The 17,325-nt window shown below is 39.3% G+C and carries 18 protein-coding genes; 6 read left to right on the top strand and 12 right to left on the bottom strand.

Translation table 11 applies throughout. The annotated features are described in order from the left end of the window. From F2A31_RS01485 to ispH, 12 genes are all read right to left on the bottom strand, one after another. Positions 1–735, bottom strand: coding sequence for a pilus assembly PilX family protein (locus tag F2A31_RS01485; RefSeq protein ID WP_150024876.1), 735 nt, complete (start codon positions 733–735; stop codon positions 1–3). Between the two features lie 2 nt (positions 736–737). Further along, complete coding sequence (locus F2A31_RS01480) at positions 738–1,832, bottom strand: PilW family protein (RefSeq protein WP_228715639.1); 1,095 nt, start codon at positions 1,830–1,832, stop codon at positions 738–740. Position 1,833: 1 nt separating this feature from the next. Then, positions 1,834–2,322, bottom strand: coding sequence for a type IV pilus modification protein PilV (pilV, locus tag F2A31_RS01475; protein WP_150024875.1), 489 nt, complete (start codon positions 2,320–2,322; stop codon positions 1,834–1,836). Further along, a complete protein-coding gene (locus F2A31_RS01470; protein WP_228715638.1) occupies positions 2,319–3,011 on the bottom strand; it encodes a pilus assembly FimT family protein in 693 nt (230 codons plus the stop codon). Before F2A31_RS01470 ends, pilV (F2A31_RS01475) begins: the two co-directional genes overlap by 4 nt. Before the next feature lie 277 nt (positions 3,012–3,288). Next, positions 3,289–3,747 carry a type IV pilin protein gene (locus F2A31_RS01465; RefSeq protein WP_150024874.1) on the bottom strand — a complete coding sequence of 153 codons (459 nt, stop codon included), beginning with the start codon at positions 3,745–3,747 and terminating at the stop codon, positions 3,289–3,291. After that, the gene (locus F2A31_RS01460) at positions 3,741–4,238 is read right to left on the bottom strand and encodes a type IV pilin protein (RefSeq protein WP_150024873.1); all 498 of its coding nucleotides are present in this window, start codon (positions 4,236–4,238) and stop codon (positions 3,741–3,743) included. Before F2A31_RS01460 ends, F2A31_RS01465 begins: the two co-directional genes overlap by 7 nt. A gap of 9 nt (positions 4,239–4,247) precedes the next feature. Further along, positions 4,248–8,258: a pilus assembly protein gene (locus F2A31_RS01455; protein ID WP_150024872.1), complete on the bottom strand. Its 4,011-nt coding sequence runs from the start codon at positions 8,256–8,258 to the stop codon at positions 4,248–4,250. A gap of 16 nt (positions 8,259–8,274) precedes the next feature. Then, positions 8,275–9,063, bottom strand: coding sequence for a pilus assembly protein PilX (locus F2A31_RS01450; RefSeq protein ID WP_150024871.1), 789 nt, complete (start codon positions 9,061–9,063; stop codon positions 8,275–8,277). Beyond that, positions 9,060–10,193, bottom strand: a complete 1,134-nt coding sequence (locus tag F2A31_RS01445; protein ID WP_150024870.1) for a PilW family protein — start codon at positions 10,191–10,193, stop codon at positions 9,060–9,062. Before F2A31_RS01445 ends, F2A31_RS01450 begins: the two co-directional genes overlap by 4 nt. A gap of 1 nt (position 10,194) precedes the next feature. Beyond that, a complete protein-coding gene (gene pilV / locus F2A31_RS01440) occupies positions 10,195–10,695 on the bottom strand; it encodes a type IV pilus modification protein PilV (protein WP_171490546.1) in 501 nt (166 codons plus the stop codon). Further along, complete coding sequence (locus tag F2A31_RS01435) at positions 10,695–11,183, bottom strand: pilus assembly FimT family protein (RefSeq protein WP_150024868.1); 489 nt, start codon at positions 11,181–11,183, stop codon at positions 10,695–10,697. The genes pilV (F2A31_RS01440) and F2A31_RS01435 overlap by 1 nt, the downstream gene beginning before the upstream one ends. Before the next feature lie 141 nt (positions 11,184–11,324). Then, positions 11,325–12,275 carry a 4-hydroxy-3-methylbut-2-enyl diphosphate reductase gene (gene ispH, locus F2A31_RS01430; protein WP_150024867.1) on the bottom strand — a complete coding sequence of 317 codons (951 nt, stop codon included), beginning with the start codon at positions 12,273–12,275 and terminating at the stop codon, positions 11,325–11,327. A gap of 102 nt (positions 12,276–12,377) precedes the next feature. Between ispH and gmk the strand changes: the two genes are divergently transcribed. The 6 genes from gmk to bfr all read left to right on the top strand — a co-directional run bounded on the left by gmk (position 12,378) and on the right by bfr (position 17,273). After that, positions 12,378–13,001 carry a guanylate kinase gene (gene gmk, locus F2A31_RS01425; RefSeq protein WP_004641280.1) on the top strand — a complete coding sequence of 208 codons (624 nt, stop codon included), beginning with the start codon at positions 12,378–12,380 and terminating at the stop codon, positions 12,999–13,001. A 70-nt stretch (positions 13,002–13,071) separates the two neighbouring features. After that, positions 13,072–13,350: a DNA-directed RNA polymerase subunit omega gene (rpoZ, locus tag F2A31_RS01420; protein ID WP_004641282.1), complete on the top strand. Its 279-nt coding sequence runs from the start codon at positions 13,072–13,074 to the stop codon at positions 13,348–13,350. Between the two features lie 233 nt (positions 13,351–13,583). Next, positions 13,584–15,692 carry a RelA/SpoT family protein gene (locus F2A31_RS01415; RefSeq protein WP_150024866.1) on the top strand — a complete coding sequence of 703 codons (2,109 nt, stop codon included), beginning with the start codon at positions 13,584–13,586 and terminating at the stop codon, positions 15,690–15,692. Between the two features lie 100 nt (positions 15,693–15,792). Continuing rightward, entirely contained in the window at positions 15,793–16,173 is a 381-nt protein-coding gene (locus F2A31_RS01410) for a RidA family protein (protein WP_004641286.1), read from the top strand. A gap of 180 nt (positions 16,174–16,353) precedes the next feature. Next, a complete protein-coding gene (locus tag F2A31_RS01405; RefSeq protein WP_004641287.1) occupies positions 16,354–16,548 on the top strand; it encodes a bacterioferritin-associated ferredoxin in 195 nt (64 codons plus the stop codon). A gap of 260 nt (positions 16,549–16,808) precedes the next feature. Beyond that, complete coding sequence (bfr, locus tag F2A31_RS01400) at positions 16,809–17,273, top strand: heteropolymeric bacterioferritin subunit Bfr (RefSeq protein ID WP_005087000.1); 465 nt, start codon at positions 16,809–16,811, stop codon at positions 17,271–17,273. The last annotated feature ends 52 nt before the right edge of the window (positions 17,274–17,325 follow it).

Genomic DNA, 17,325 nt, shown 5'->3' with positions numbered 1-17,325 from the left:
CTATGAACCTGATGGTTCAAAATCAGATAAGAAGCGATATTCCGCTACTTGCATATTATATAAAGGATTTTCTTCATTTTTTTTCAAACAATTAGCGACTAGATTATCGCCATCATGATCAATACTCTTAGTTAGGCAACCTTGCTTTGGATCATTACTTCCGATGAACAAAGTTTTATTAGGATCCGAAAGCAAGCCTTTCATCACTGAAATCACATAAACACGCAAACGGATATTATTTTCAGTTTTTGCACCTAAACTTTCAGTACCACGTGCTAAATCTGCAAATGGTACGGTGACTTGCTCTACCTCACGTTTAATGTATACCTGTGTCACAACAGCAGAACGACCTCCAGATACTGAATCTTTGTTACAAGCTCCACTACCCGTTGCCATATCCACAAAAGAGGTGCTGTTTAAACGATAGCTTGCATTACTCAATTGAAAAGGTTCGTCGCCCTCAAAACACATCACCAATTCCGCATCTCTATTACTTTCATTCTTAAAAAAACCCACTATCCCATTCGCTGCAGCGATATGCTGCTGAAAAGCAGGGTTTTGGAAAGCCATTAATGCTGCATCAGAATTTTGCAACAATAATGTTTGCATTTGATTATTGCTCACCAACTTTAAGGAACTCACGCTTTGGCGAATTGCAAGCGTTCCAATGATCGTGATCAGTAAAACGATCATCAGTACAATAATGAGTGTTGAACCTTTTTGATTATTAATCATGTTCAAGCCCCTCCTGTACAAGATGATTTACTGCTATCACATCCTTCAGTTACCCACCCCATCGCATTCCGGAGTGAAATCGTTTGATCTACAACCTGACGTAATCGAGTATCTTGATATGCAGGTGTCAATGTAACCTGTGTACCAAGTACCTGAAATGGCTCTTTATTCCGATCTTTTATAATAGATTGATGACCTGCAGAATCTGCAGATTGGACCAAAACGCCTATTTGAATCGCATGTACATGTGGGCGTACAGCTTGAACAACACCATCAATGTTTTTGGTTTTAGCGCTCAAAGCCATGTAGTTTTTGATATCGGTATAAGCAAGCGAACTACTGGTACTTTCAAGCTCACCATCGATATAACCAAGACGAACTTGGAAAAAGTCCACATTTGGTAAAATGACCTGACTCGTTGTCCAGTTCAATAAAAGAGGTTTTGTTTCAGTAGCAGCATCTAATTGAGCTTGTGTATATTGCGCAGCTTGGCAACGCAAAGACTGGCGTAAGTCTGTTGATGTTGAACCAACGAAATAACGCTGAACGACATACACATCTTTTGCTAAACTATTTCCAGAACAGTCAAAGCCATCTTGTGGAGATCGATAACGAATCAATAACTGATCATTTGCAAGTCCTGTAACATTGGCATTTCCAAAACTCGTTAACTTGTTATCAGAAAAGCATGCCGTACAATTTAAATTAATTTTTGACCCAACATTATTTGAAGTTAGAATGATTCCTGAATAAGCAATTTGATCATTTACCGCTGGCATCGGCGAACTTAGATTTGCCTTACGAATGTCATCAACAATAAAGTTTAGTCCAAAACTTGCACTATCCTGAATATGTGCCATCGCCTTTTGTAACTTATAACTGGTTAGTCCCGTAATAAACAATTGTGTTGCCGCAGCGACAATAATTAAACCCAAAGCTAATGAAACCATGAGCTCAATCAAAGTAAATCCTGAGGTCCGATGAAACCGAGCAACGCCCGGTCGGGTCGCAAGACAAGAAGCTATGCTTCGAGTACCAGGGTTTCGAGCACAAGACGAAGAACTTTGCTTAATGTGATTTGTGAGGCTTTTTTTCATTTTAATAAGCCTCCAAAAACAAACAATGAGATCCTTTTACGTACACACCATCTTTAATGCACGCTTCTACCCCTTGACTCCCAGATAAAGAGGTTTCTTCCCATGCCACATAAATACACTGCCGCGTTGCGCCTGTGGGACAATTGCTAACAGATAAATTCATTCCATTATTCTTTGCTTGCACTGCAGCATTATTTAAATCTTGTTCTGCGATATTTGCTGCATTACCAACGGTAGCGATCACTTCGGATGTTGGTACAGAAACAGCACCGACACTATAATTTCCATCTCTTACTGCCTGAGGATTTGCTCTCATTCGCTCTGCTAGATCACGAGCAATTGTTAAAGCTAAAACCTGTTTACTAGCTTCCAAGCTCGCATCAACGGCCCTTAACTGCAGAGCAGCAAAACCCAATACAGCTACTGCCAATAAAATCAAAGCAACAAGTACTTCAACCAGCCCCACACCTTTTTGATAATTATATTTCATGTGCAAGCCCCTTCATTTATTCTTGTATCTCCTGTAAGCCCAACAGCTACACAATAAGACAGCCCTTTACGGAGCAAAATAAAATTTGTAGCAGTTGTAATACTTCCATTATTTCTAAAAATAAGATGGGTTTCAGAACGACTATCAACGGTAACTCCCGTTTCTAGTTGTGCAATAAATACTCTATTTTTATTTAAATCAGTAATTCCTAATGCTGTTAAACAACTCTCTTCAGATAATGAGCTTAAACACATGCCTGTTGTGTTACGTAACATAGCAGCTTGAGCTCTCGCCTCAGATATCTTCATTGCAACTTCTCGAGCAGATGACTCTAATTTCTGTTTTGAATACATATTGGCAAATGAAGGAGCTGCCATCACCGCAATAATGGCAATAATTGCAATCGTTACAATCAATTCAAATAACGTAAACCCTGAGATCCGATATAATCCAGTACTGCTTGATCGGGCTGTAAGACAAAGAGTTGGGCTTGGGGTTCTAAAATGAAATTTTGTATTAAGAGGTGTAACCCCACAGAAAGGCTGAGCGCTATGCTTTAAGCTATTCAATGATGCAAGATGAAACGCTGTACATTGAATACGAGGATGAGCAAAGCAAAATTTTGCCCTGATAGACACTATCTCGCAAGAAGGCGAGGTGTTAAATTCAGAATCGCATGCTGGTTGCATACAGCCCTCCCATATGCACAATTTTTATAATTTTGAATAATGTTTCTAATGTCTATTCATCAATTTCCTACCAAAACAGACGGAAATCTATTTTTTATGGATGAAAGGTAGATATTGTCAGATAATTGAAGAATTATTTATATAAAGTCATTTTTCAAGGATAAAAAAGATAAATAAATCACACTTAAACAATATTCGTTGAAAAACATAAACAAATAAAAAAGCAAACATCGGAGGACATTTGCTTTTTAGCTTGGATAAAAAACATCAAAAAACTTTAACGACCATCCCAATTGGAGGTTGCTGATGGGACACAAGCCCCTCCTGTTGTTTTATTACCTTTATCCCAACAACGTTCACCCCGATGATTTAACACAATGTCCCCATCACCAAGCTGCCCACCTGTTGGTGTTGCTGTAAGTGTCCAAGTTCCAGCAGTTACATTAGACAAAGCTAAGTTATATAAAACGCCTCCTCCAGACTGAGGCAAAGTTCCATTATGGCCAAGATCCGCTAAATCAATAGCCGTACCATTGGGCTTCAAAAAAGTAAAATTCGCAATCTTGTAACGCTGCAAACGATTTGCTAGCTCCATCATATCTGCCTGAGCATCTGTGCGTTTCGTCTTCCGTACATGTTCTTGATAAGATGGATAAGCAATAGCAGCCAAGATGCCAACGATTGCAACAACAATCATCAACTCAATAAGTGTAAAGCCTCGTACTGTTCTTACCATTCTTCTCGCCCTGTTCCACATGTCGCATTATCTACATTAGTCGCAGTAATATTCGCTTTGGTTTTATTCTTACAGCGTACTCCAGAACTGGTCATCAAAAAACTGAAGTTATCAACATTTGTTGTTTCTGATGTTTTCCAAATACCCTGCATCACCCAACTTTGTCCTGATGCAGTACTATCTGTTAACGATTTACTGACATCTGCTCCATCACTTACAGTAATCGTATATTGAACCGCTGAACCTGTTGCACCAACAGGCAAAACAACCGTACTCGGGAACCCCAAATAGTTGAAGTTTCTTGTTTTACTTCTCTCTAATTCAGTTGATATACGCTGCATTTCCTGTTGAGCCTGTGCAGCAATCGCACGTCGAACATATTCTTGATAGCTCGGTATCGCAATTGCCGCAAAAATTGCAACAATAACCACAACGATCATCAACTCAACCAAAGTAAATCCATGTACAGATGTTAATCGACTATTTTGCATTACGCTCCCCTATCTCGAACGTTCATACCAACGTTGTGGCTCTAAGCAAATTCGACTACTACCTGTAGAAATCACACCACCTACTGTTGTAGCACCACGATTCCCTGTTGATAGACAGTAATTCTTATTATTTGTTCCATCCCCTGGCTCTCCTCCACCGCTACCCGGTGATGAACATGTTGGATCTGCTGGATCACAGTCTTTTTTATCATCAACAATCGTTGAATACTGAATACCGGCACCCAATGAACAACCATCTCCTGTACTGCAAGCAACGCCTGAATCAGTTACTAGATTTTTATTACATTGACCATACGGCAAGCAGAATTGATTCAAGAAACTTTCACCTTTAACCCCTGCTCCACAGTCTCCAGAAAGCCCTGGTTTACTACCATCAAAAGTAGAGACAAATAAACGGTTATTTAAGGCAATTGGTGTCGAAAATACTTTTGCACTCTGCAATTTGTTTGACTTAAATTGGAAATACCACCCCTGCTTAGCAGTCGAAGACATTGGATATGGTGCAACCAATGTCGTGTCATCATTACGATTTACTTGAGTAATTTCCCCTAGATTAGACTTAGTCAAGGTTGGAGTTAAGAATGTATATCCTGATTGATATAAGTTCCGTGCAGTTACATCTCGATCATAAATATTATAGACAGCATCGTAATCATAGCCAGATGTACCAACTGTATAATCTTTTAATGGTAAGCTACGATTTCCACTTCCGATTGAAACTACCGCAAAGGTTTGACCTGCATAGTCATAAACGGAGAATGATGGCATTTCATAAAAACGTGGGCTTTTTTCTGCCACATTCAGATTTAGTAAACGTCTAGGTGACTTAGCGAAATCTTTGGTGGATGCTGCATTATTATCTAAATCTATACGGAATAATTGCCCTCCTAAATCCCCAAAATACAAGTGATCAGTTAAACCATCACCATTACGGTCCTCTGTACGAATTTCACTGACAACACTATATTTCAAATCACTTGCTGCAGTTTTTACAACATTTGTGGAAGCAGCTGTGCTATTTGCACCAGCCCACCAAAGCAGCTTGCCATTATCAGCATCGAACATATAGACACCACCACCCTTTTTATTGGTTTGGTTATATGTGTCACTTTCATAACCACCGGTGTTGGCATTACCATCTACACCACCTGCATCATACCCTCCGCCAACAAACATGACACGTTTACGCTGCTTATTCCATTTGACCCAAGTAATCGCTGGTTTAGACCAACTTTGCCCCATGTCTCCCAATTCATTATAGGTAGTTACGGAACCATCACGGCTATAAACTTTCTTATCGTCAGGAGAAATATGGAAAAGAAGCTCAGGGGCATTCATATTCTGCAAATCTAGAGCATAGTAACTACGCCCTCCCATACGCAGACCGCCATAAGCCATTTGTTTACCTTTCTGATTCGTACCTTTACCTGAACCAACAGTTAAATTACCTGAACCATCAATCACATATTCTGTATATGTAGCCCAAGGACCATCAATACCATAATATAAATTCGATAAACCTCCAGAAGTCGTATCATATTTTTGGAAGGCTTCCTTTTGCCTTTCGATCATTTCATTCGGCACAAATGCAAATTTTTCTTGCCCTGTCTCAGCATCGACAACATGTAATAATCCCTGAGTTGTTCCAAACAAAACATAATCTTCACGATTTTCTGTTTTTAACTCACCATCCTTATAGACAATTTTACCTTTATTAGTAACCAATAAAGGAGAAGAATGCATGACTGCACCTACTTGACGTAATTCTGATGTAGTTGCGGTAATTTCAGGGTTAGTTGGATTTACATTATAGCCAAGTAGCTGCATCAAATAGCCACGATTGACATCATTTTTATAAGTTGTATCCGTTAGATCAGTACTATTCACCCGGCGTAAACTGGTTCCGGTAATGAAAGTTGCTGCTGTGCCTGTACCACTCGCGATACGATTAGTTAATAGTTTCCGATTATCAACCGTTGTGTCAGCATTCTTTTTCAACTTCAATTGAGACCAAGCACCACCTTTTAAGGCAAATTTAGTACTTCCAAGCATATCTTCATCACCATCCTTGATCGCTGGATTAGTACTCACTGCTGGAGACCATAAATCATAGTTGTCTACTATGCGGCCTTGACTATCAACAATATTATTCCCAGCCTTATCCTTTAATACGCCAACAACAACATTGTATTTTTTTAGGTTTCCTGCCCAAAGTTGATAAGTCTTATCTGGCGTAGGTTGAAACTGTGGGAAATAAGCTTGTTTTTGTAAAACAGCTGGATTCAACCGATCTTTAGGTACTGTCGGTGAACCTGTTGTTACCGCTGGAATCACACCACCCAATCCATTAATAAAATTATTAACACTATCTACTACATCTTGTGAGCTACTCCCTGAGTACCACCCACCTTCGCCTTTAATTCCCCATTCAGCAGCAGCCTTAGTTGCAGAGTTGATCGTACCCAATGCATTTAGATTCTCTTCCTGAGTTTTGCTAGGATCATATGAAGGAATATCATTAAATTCCCCACCAAACCCAACCACTGCAGTTCTAATCTTTAGACCTGTTGGATTATCATTTAAAAGTCTCTGACTAAACGCCAAAGAACAACTGGTTGCCACGGTATTATTCGTTGAGTCTCCAGCTTGTTCAGTACATGTAAAACTTGCACCATTTAATGCATTTCGCATTGCTTTCGCTTGGTTATGCTGACTTGAAGGTGCACCATCTGTTAAGACATAAATCCCCTGACCACTACATTTTTTAACATCATCAGATTGCTCCAAAGATGCTGGCTTTTGATATCGGGTACCATCAGCTGTTTTGATCCCCAATCCTGCTGAATAATTAAAACCATGTGGGTAATCATTACTTCTTGCAATATTTCCTCTTAAATAATAACAAGTACCTGTAATGTTACTGGTCAAGCTAGAACCTGAAGTATTATTTGCCAACTTAACCGTACAAGAGCCGGTTGTATACTGAGAAAGATCTAAAGGTAAATAGTCAAAAGTACGTGCAGAAGTATTTGGATGACTAGTACTCGGCCAAAAGGTACAATTCCCAGAATTATCCCATTCATTGCACTGAGTATAATGTGTCGTACCATTACTACTATATCTAAAATAAACAGGCGCACCTAAAGAGAAATTCGTTAACTCATTAGAATTAAACGTTCTTGTTCCCATAAAATATGCTGCTGCTTCAGCATAAGCATTCCCTGTCGGTGTCCCCCCACGGGCATATAACTTCGTAGCAATGATCTCTAATAATATTTGTCGATGGGTCTTACTTACCCCATTGACGTTTACTACAGCATCCAAACGTCTTGCAGGTGCTAAAATATAACCATTGCGTCCAATCCCGTTAAACGAATATGCAGATAATCCAATGATTTTATCATTTGCAATTCGTTCTATACCTTTTGAGACATTCCCATATAGCAGATCGAACATTCCATCTTTTAGACGAGTAATTCGATCATAGAACTTTCCTGTTTCTGTTTTATAGTAATAAACTTCTGGCGAACTTCCTTCAGAAGTAAAACCAGATAATGAAGGTGTTGTCGTTCGTTCAACGGTACAATCAGACTTGTAATATGATCCCGTATCACCACAATTATAATATTTATAAGTACTTGTTGAACTTCCTGTGCGTTTAAATGCATATCTTCGTACGCTAGAAGCTGTACAATAATACCTTGTATACGTAGGCGAACCATTTGTAGATAACTCACTACCTGAACCACTCACAGAACCAGTTGGAATGTCGCAAGCACTAGCACTTCCAACTAATTGAGGGGCCCCCATACTCCCCGAAATATCGAATAGCATCATTAAGCTTACATCACCAGACTTTGCTTCTTGATAAATATCAATATCACTTGCTTGAACAACACTGGTAATGACTAGACCTGAGCTCAACGCTGCAATCGTTGTTGCGAGTAATGTCTGACGATAAAGCCTGGATTGCTTTCTTTTTTGCATATTATTTTTCATCTGTATTTACTCCCACTCAAGAGAAATTCTGGGTAATCGTGTACTCACTTACCTGTGTGGTAAATGGCACATTCAAGCTTGCTAGACATTCCGTGACTGTTTTGAGCGGATTATCTTTATCTGCTGTCCCTGCAGGAATAGTTGGCACCACTGTATCTTCTGGAATAGAAAGTTCACTCATACGTTGTTGCAAACAAACATTAATAAAATTCCGATCCACACTACTTAGGCTAGGCATCAAGGACACAGCAAAAATTTTTACGCGTTTCGCTTCCTCTATTTGAGCTTCTTTTGGATCAATACCTCTTTGTCGATCATAGAAGGGGTCTTGTTCTATAGCCGTAGGAAACTTGACAGCAACCTGTGTCATCACAGCTTTTCGCCCACTGGTAAACCAATTTCCTGAGACATTTGTACGAGCATCACAATAACCATCAGTTCCTAAGGCATCGGATGTTGGTTGATTTTTACCTGATTCCCACTGCATCACACTGATTTTATTGATATCAAAGAAATCACTTTGATCACCCCGAAAGCAAAAAACCAACTCTTTATCTTTATCACTTTCATTATTGATATAGCCAAACATGCCACTCCCACTGAAGCTTTGGGCTAGATTCTCAGCATGCTCAATATTGAAAAATGCGGCATCCGAGTTTTGCATGACTAACTGCGAGACCTGACTATTTGTAGCGATATTAAGCCCAACGATACTCTGCCGAATCGCAATCGTTCCAATAATCGTAATAGCGACTAAAAATATAAGCACAACGATCAGCGTCGCACCGGACTGATTCTGTTTCATCGACCACGCTCCCCAAAAACATTACGCAAAGCAATGGTTTGCGATACAACTTGTCTAACATATTTAGTATTCGAACTTTCTGGCACTTTCACTTGGACGGTTTGGTCGAGCACAATAAACTCCTGATCATTTTTTATCATACTTTCCGAGCCAACTGATTGTGCAGAACGCACTAACATGCCCAATTGAACAGAGACAATCCGCGGACGAGGTGCTGGAAGATTTAAATAATCATTAATGGAAATATAACGGCGCCCAGCAATATCATCACTTTGCACATTCAATAGCACTCTAAAATGATCAACGCGCTTCATAATAATTTCGCCAGCATCCCCATAATTCGTAATTCTTGTTGGGGAACCATCTACTGGGTAATAACCCGCATCACATGCCAGAGCTAAGGCTTGGTTGGGCTCATTCGCTTGTCTATTATTGTCTTCTCTTAAAAAATAGCGCTGTACAACCACTTGCCGACCAAAAGGTGTTGTAGGATTTGCAGCATCTTGTTCCAATCGGAATCTTAAGTTGTTTCCCTCACAATCAAACCCACCAACAAGAAAGTCGACAGAACCATCACGTGTTTGTGTGTACTGCGGGACATATTGGATCACCAACTGATCACTTTTAGCCTCTTCACCATCAATCGTGACATTAGACACACCAGTCCACATTGGTGCTGTGCCAGCAATCATTCCAAAACTACGTGAAAGTAAATTCACATTTGCAGTCGTGCCTGTAATTGATCTATTAAGGTTACTTAAGGGTGTCGCTGGTGTCGTGGTTTCATCTAATGTTGCATTAATGGAGGAAGTCAAGACGATTCCCGCAGCAGCAGTTTCATCATTGATAATGGCTTTCGAATTATTAAGATTAGTTAATCGGATATCTTGGGTAATGTAATTTAGACCAAAATTCGCATTATCCTGTATATCGGATACCCCTTGTTGCATGGATAAACTTCTTTGGCCTGTCAAAAACAATAAAATCGCAGCCGCAGTAATAATCAAACCTAACGCTAGCGATAGCATGAGTTCGACTAATGTAAATCCTGAGCTAGCATTGATAAATCTTCGATTCACTGGCTCATGTACTGAAAGAGCATTTTGTATAGAGTACTTATTATTGTTCATATTAATAAGTCTCCATAATCACACAAGTGGAGGTTGGGTTATAAGCATTACCATTGGTACAATCCCCCGTACCAGTCCCATCTGTAGCACTTGAGTCACCCCACGCCACATAAATACAACTTCTATTATTCGTATTTTGGCAATCCATAATATTCATTGTCATACCCAATGAAATGGCCCGACCAACGACTTGGGATACATCAAAATCAGCTAGATCACTATCTGAGCAAGCTGTTGTCACACAGTCTGTTTGATATGTTCTTTGCTTTGAAGGTGTTTGAATTTCATCTTGATAAACAGAAAAAGCATTACGATTTACGCGGATTCTCTCTGCCAAATCCCGTGCAATTGAAATTGCCTGTACACGAGATGTACTTTCAGCACTCGCCTCTAATGCTCGATACTGTAATGCCACAAAACCTAGCACACCAATCGCTAGAATCATTAATGCAACCAATATTTCAACGAGACCGACGCCACGTTGATGATCTAACATACTCATTAACATGTCCCCGTCTGTGTCTGTTGAACTGTTCCCATCTTAGAAATACTGACTTTTTTAGATTTACTTCCCCCAGCCTTTTCACAGATCTCAAATATATCCATATTTGCATCGACCACACGCTGACATGCAGGAGGAGTGCTGTTATCTGTAATACAAACCCCACCATTTAAATTAAATAAAAGTGCTGTGGGTGATGTTGATTTCAAAACACTCTTTGATTCTGGTTGCCAGTTCAATTGTGTAGCCGTATTAACATTTGGAATGCCGATCGAATCGGACTTAAGTTCTACTTTTATTGCTCTACGTTCAAGAACTGCTTTTGCTCGCGCCTCATTAAAAGTAGAGACTAGAGTCTGAGTACTTTTATTCAAGCCTTGTGTCAGCACCATATTATTAAATGCGGGAGCAGCCATCGTCGCAACAATTGCCAAAACGGCAATCGTCACCATCAACTCAATTAAGGTAAATCCCCAAATTTTCCCCATTACTTTGTACCAATATTTTTTTAAATTTATGGAACTATATTAGATTTTATTTTTACACAACCAATACAAAACTGATAAGAATCAAAAAAAAACGGATGGAGTGTAATCCATCCGTTTCTAGTTCACATTTTTCTAGGAAAATTAGGCTTGTATCACCTGTATACGTAACTCTTTAGGCAAGCTAAATGTGATATTTTCTTCAGTACCTTGTAACTCTTGCGGCGGTGTTGCACCCCAATCTTGTAACCGTTGAATCACTTGCTTAATTAAAATTTCTGGTGCTGATGCACCCGCGGTTACCCCTATTTTACTATCTTCTTTAAACCATTTTTGCTCAAGCTGATCTGCATTATCTACTAAATAAGCTGATTTCCCCATACGCTCAGCAAGTTCACGCAATCGATTTGAATTAGATGAGTTTGGAGAGCCTACCACTAATACCACATCACACTGCTCCGCTAAATCACGTACTGCATCTTGACGATTCTGTGTTGCATAGCAAATATCATCTTTGCGTGGTCCTTGAATAAGTGGAAATTTACGTCGTAATGCATCAATCACTTTTGCTGTATCGTCGATTGAGAGCGTAGTTTGAGTGACAAAAGCAACTTTATCTGGGTGTTTTACCACTAAATCATCAACATCTTGTTCATCTTCAACCAAATAAATCGCACCACCACGAGACTTATCATATTGTCCCATCGTACCCTCAACTTCAGGGTGACCTTCATGGCCGATTAAAATTGCTTCCGTTCCCTCACGCGCATATTTAGTCACTTCAATATGAACTTTTGTCACCAAAGGACAGGTGGCATCAAATACCTTTAAACCACGGCGCTCCGCTTCTTGTTGTACAGCCTTTGATACGCCATGTGCACTAAAAATCACAATAGAATCATCAGGAACCTGATCCAGTTCATCGACAAAAACAGCACCTCGTTGACGCAAGTCATCTACTACAAACTTATTATGTACAACTTCATGTCGCACATAAATAGGCGGATTAAAACACTCGAGTGCACGATTGACGATTGCTATAGCACGGTCAACACCAGCACAAAAACCTCGCGGATTGGCCAACACGATTTCCATAACATCCTCTCTCATCATCTGAATATTTCAATCAAACTATTTCGTTTAACGGCTTGCTACACTACAATAGCCAAGATATTTTATCATATCAGGAAAAATATCATGTCGGGTCTATTGTTTGTCGTTTCTGCTGCCTCAGGAACAGGCAAAACATCTTTGGTAAAAGCCCTACTCGATCGCGTCAGCAACCTTCATGTTTCAGTATCGCATACGACTCGCAATCAACGCCCAGGTGAACTAGACGGCGTTCATTATCATTTTACCAATAAAGAATCCTTCTTGTCTCAAGTTGAGGAAGGTGGTTTTATCGAGTATGCGGAAGTCTTTGGTAACTATTACGGCACATCGCAGGCCAAAGTAAAAGAGCAACTTCAACAAGGTCATGATGTTTTACTTGAAATCGATTGGCAAGGTGCTGAACAGGTTCGCCGACTATTTCCAGAATCAAAACAAATTTTTATTCTACCTCCAACACAGTACGATCTAAGACAACGTCTTTCAAATCGTGGTACCGACTCAGTTGAAGTAATTGAACATCGTCTGAGTTGCGCTGTTGAAGATATGCGTCATTTTGCAAGCTTTGATTATGTAATTATCAATGATGACTTCAATAAAGCTGTACATGACTTAGAAGCGATTATTACCGCAAACCGCTTAGAAACATTGCAACAAAGTAGTCGACATCAGCAATTAATTGAAAACCTGATTACACTCAATCGCGAATGACTTGAGTCTTAAGCAAAAGCCTTTTATACTATTTAGTCTTTTCAGATGTATTGTTCAAACGAGACAACTTATGGCACGTGTAACCGTTGAAGATTGTTTAGACCATGTCGATAACCGCTTTGAGTTAGTACTGGTAGCGAGTAAACGTGCACGTCAAATAGCACGTCAAGGCATGGAACCTACTGTAGAATGGGACAATGACAAACCAACAGTCGTTGCTTTACGCGAAATCGCGGTTGGTCATGTTACCAAAGAAATTTTAAAACAACGTGATCAAGATTATCAAACCTCAAATCTTGATATGGTGTTATCTACAAATTCATTAAATTTAGAAGGTTTTTCGTTCTAAGCCGAATTTGCTATACATCGAAGCCCATTGTGAAGACACTGGGCTTTTTTGTTTGTTGATCTTATCGCATCTTTCTTGTCATATTGGAAAAATCAATATACTTCATTGAAAAAATTTACGAGTTTTTATAATGAACAAATTGACAAGTTTAGCAATATGCTTTTCATTAGAAGATAAGCAAAGTATTAACAAAGACTCTCCATACTGAATCCAAGTTATTAAAGGTGTTTTCTATGCCAGGCGAAGAGGTCAGCCAAGCCAAGCAACAGTTAAAAGTAATTATTGATGCCTATCTTAAAGATAGCGACGTCCAACGTGTGCTTGCTGCCTGTGATTTTGCCGATTTAGCGCATAGTGGTATTACCCGTAAAAGTGGTGAGCCGTATGTATTACACCCAATTGCTGTCAGTTGTATTTTGGCACATATGCGTCTTGATGCAGACACACTTATGGCAGCACTGTTACACGATGTCATCGAAGATACCGATTTCAGTAAAGATGAAATTGGTGAAAAATTTGGACTGATCGTTGCAGAGCTTGTTGATGGCGTAACCAAACTTAGTCATTCTAGTGACAAAGAATATAATAAAGCCGCTTCTTTTCGTAAAATTCTGCAAGCCACCTTACAAGATCCTCGTGTCATTATTATTAAACTTGCTGATCGTTATCATAATATGACGACATTGGGTGCTCTCCGCCCTGATAAACGCGCCAGAATCGCACAAGAAACCTTTGATATTTTTGTACCAATGGCCAGATTAGTTGGTATGAATGAAATGGCAGATAACTTAGAGCATCTATGTTATCAAAATCTCGATTTAGATATGTTCAATGATGTACAAACAGCCCTTTTGGAAACCAAGCCAAAACGCTGTGAATACCAAGCAATTTGGGAACAAAAATTATCAGGCCTCCTAGAAGATCATCAAATCAAAGGTCGAATAAAAAAGAAAAATAACAATATTGAATTACTACGTCACTTTGTAAAAAATGAAATTGATCTAAACGAACTCAGTCACAGCCATGCTTTTGAAATTATTTTGCAAAGCATTGCCGATTGCGACCGGCTTGTTACTGCATTAAAAGATAATTTCCAAGTTTTACAATACAAAGATTATATTCGCCGCCCTTTACCTGGCGGTAATCAATCTTTAATGATCAAATTAAAAGGGGAAAAAACAACACTTTCTCTTACCATTCAAACAGAGCTTATGCGTAAAGCCGCACGCTTTGGGGTTGTCCTCGGTGAAAACGCACCTCAAGCATGTCGATCTGCAATCCAAGCCTCTATGCAAAATCTGAATACATTAATTGATAGTGACTGTGCGAAAACAACTTTTAGCGATTTATTGGACTATTTGCACCAAGAAAAAATTTGGGTATATACACCACATGGACAGTTGCATGAGCTCCCTCAAGGTGCAACCGTGGTTGATTTTGCCTATTCAGCTAGTTTATTTCTTGGCAACCATGCGGTAGGTGCCAAAGTTGACGGAGAAATTCGCCCACTCTCAACACCACTAAATAGCGGTCAGGTCGTGGAAATCATTACCGATGTACTCGCCACACCTAATCCAGACTGGCTCAGCTTTATCAATACTCAAAAAGCGCGTCGGGCTTTACAAAATATTCTAAGAGAACAAGATCTTGATGAACAACGCCTTGTTGGGCAACAAGCATTGAATAGAGCATTAAAACTCTTCCACCGCTCAATTAACGATCTCTCACAAGAAGACTGGATTAATGTATTAGAGTGGCGACACCTTACCGATAAAGACACATTATTTGAACAAATTGCTGTAGGTGATCTTTTACCTCAATTAGTTGCAAACCACCTCTTTGCCCAAGATCATCACCCACACACTCATGAAAGCTCTGATCGTTTAATCGTTGGCACTGAGGGGGTTGATGTCAAATATGCGCATTGCTGCAATCCAGTTTTGGGAGATCCAATTCAGGGACATTTATCCCGTCGTGGCTTAATCGTGCACCGTGCTCGTTGTCGTAATCTATTGCATGAGCAACACTTACATCCCGAAAATATCATGCCTTTACATTGGCAATCAGAAGAAATCGAAGATGTTCGCTTTAGTGCCTATCTTTGCATTCATATGGCAATGAATGATGAGCAAATTTCTGACTTGATTTATCAATGTCGCAAGGCAAAAACAGGGGTTGAAATGGTACATTCACAAGACCAAAAGACCTATGTGAATATTGTTGTAAATAATCGAAAACAATTAGCTCAAATCATTCGTGATTTACGTATGCATCTTGGTTTCCCAAGAATTGAACGTTTGAATATGCCTATTGCACAGCCAGAACTGGCAAAAATAGGTTAAAACCAACCGCAACGACTACGCAGTATTCAATTGTTCCCACGCTACGCTTTTGTGTTAAAGTCGCTGTGCTTAAGATAGGAAAATGACATAGGAGAGCTTAATGTCACGTCAAGTTATTCATACTGAACACGCTCCTGCAGCGATTGGAACATATTCTCAAGCAATTCTTGTTGGCAATACGCTCTATCTTTCAGGTCAAATTGGCTTAGACCCATATAGTATGGAACTTGTAGACGGTATAGAGGCTCAAATTCGCCGCGTTTTTGATAACCTTAAAGCAGTATGTACCGCAGCGGGTGGTAGCTTAGCTGACATCGCCAAACTTAATATTTTCCTCACGGATTTATCACACTTTCAACTTGTTAATCAAATCATGGGCGAATACTTTGCTCAACCTTACCCAGCTCGCGCTGCACTCGGTGTCGCTAGCCTCCCGAAAGGTGCATTGGTTGAAATGGATGGAATTGTGATTATTCCATAATATTTTATGGATATTTATCAAAAAGATAATTAAAATCAATAGATGCTGCCAATGAGGTGGCATTTTTTTATCCAAATTCCCAATAACCAAGACAAACTGTTTAGAATGAAATTCATTGACAAACGATAACAATTATCAATAATATCAATTATCGCATTTGTATTTGTGGATACAACTCCCATGTATGTTTGTTTATGTCGCGGAATCACTGATCAGGATATTAAAGATGCTGTTGCAAACGGCACTGAAAGTTATCGTGAAATCCGTGAACAACTCGGCTTAGGCACTTGCTGTGGACGTTGCGCTCCAGAAGCCAAAGCTATTATCAGTGAAGAACTTGCAGAAATTGCTGCACGGATTTCTGTGGCTGCATAATTTTGAATTAGATCCTTCGTGTTTACGACTCCACCGCTTTTTGTAGAACTTTAACCACTCTTCATCCAAGCGGTTTTTTTATGACAAATCATATTCCTATAATAAATTTAATCCTGCAAACATTGAGGCACGATACTCATTCATCATGATTGTGATTTTCATTTGCCGTTCTATAAATTACTCGCCAGATTCTTATTTGTTGATTAAGATAATATAAATTGCCGAAAAGGCATTTTGTTGGTGTTTATGGAGCAAGTGCAATGAAAGGCAATCGTGAAGTGATTAATCAGCTGAATCAGGTGCTTTATCACCATCTGACTGCAATCAATCAATATTTTTTACATTCTCGTATGTTTAATGATTGGGGTATTGAGCAACTTGGTAGTGCTGAATACAAAGAATCGATTCGCCAAATGAAGCACGCAGATAAAATTATTGAACGTGTTTTATTTTTAGAAGGTCTACCTAACCTACAACATCTCGGAAAACTATACATCGGACAACATACTGAAGAAGTGTTGAATTGTGATATTCGCAAAGTCAAAGAAAATATCGCAACACTCAAGCAAGCGGTTGAATTGTCTGAGGCTGAACAAGATTACGTGACCCGTGATCTAGTCCAAGAAATCCTAGAGAAAGAAGAAGAATATTGGGATTGGCTCGATACACAGCTCGATCTAATCGAAAATGTAGGCATTGAAAACTATATCCAAAGTCAAATTTAATGTTAAAAAAAACCCTTTCAAGTTATCACTTGAAAGGGCTTTTTTATTAACT

This window comes from Acinetobacter suaedae (assembly GCF_008630915.1).
Classification (GTDB): domain Bacteria; phylum Pseudomonadota; class Gammaproteobacteria; order Pseudomonadales; family Moraxellaceae; genus Acinetobacter; species Acinetobacter suaedae.
Note: the sequence above shows the minus strand (reverse complement) of the source record. Positions and strands in the feature narration are given on the sequence as shown.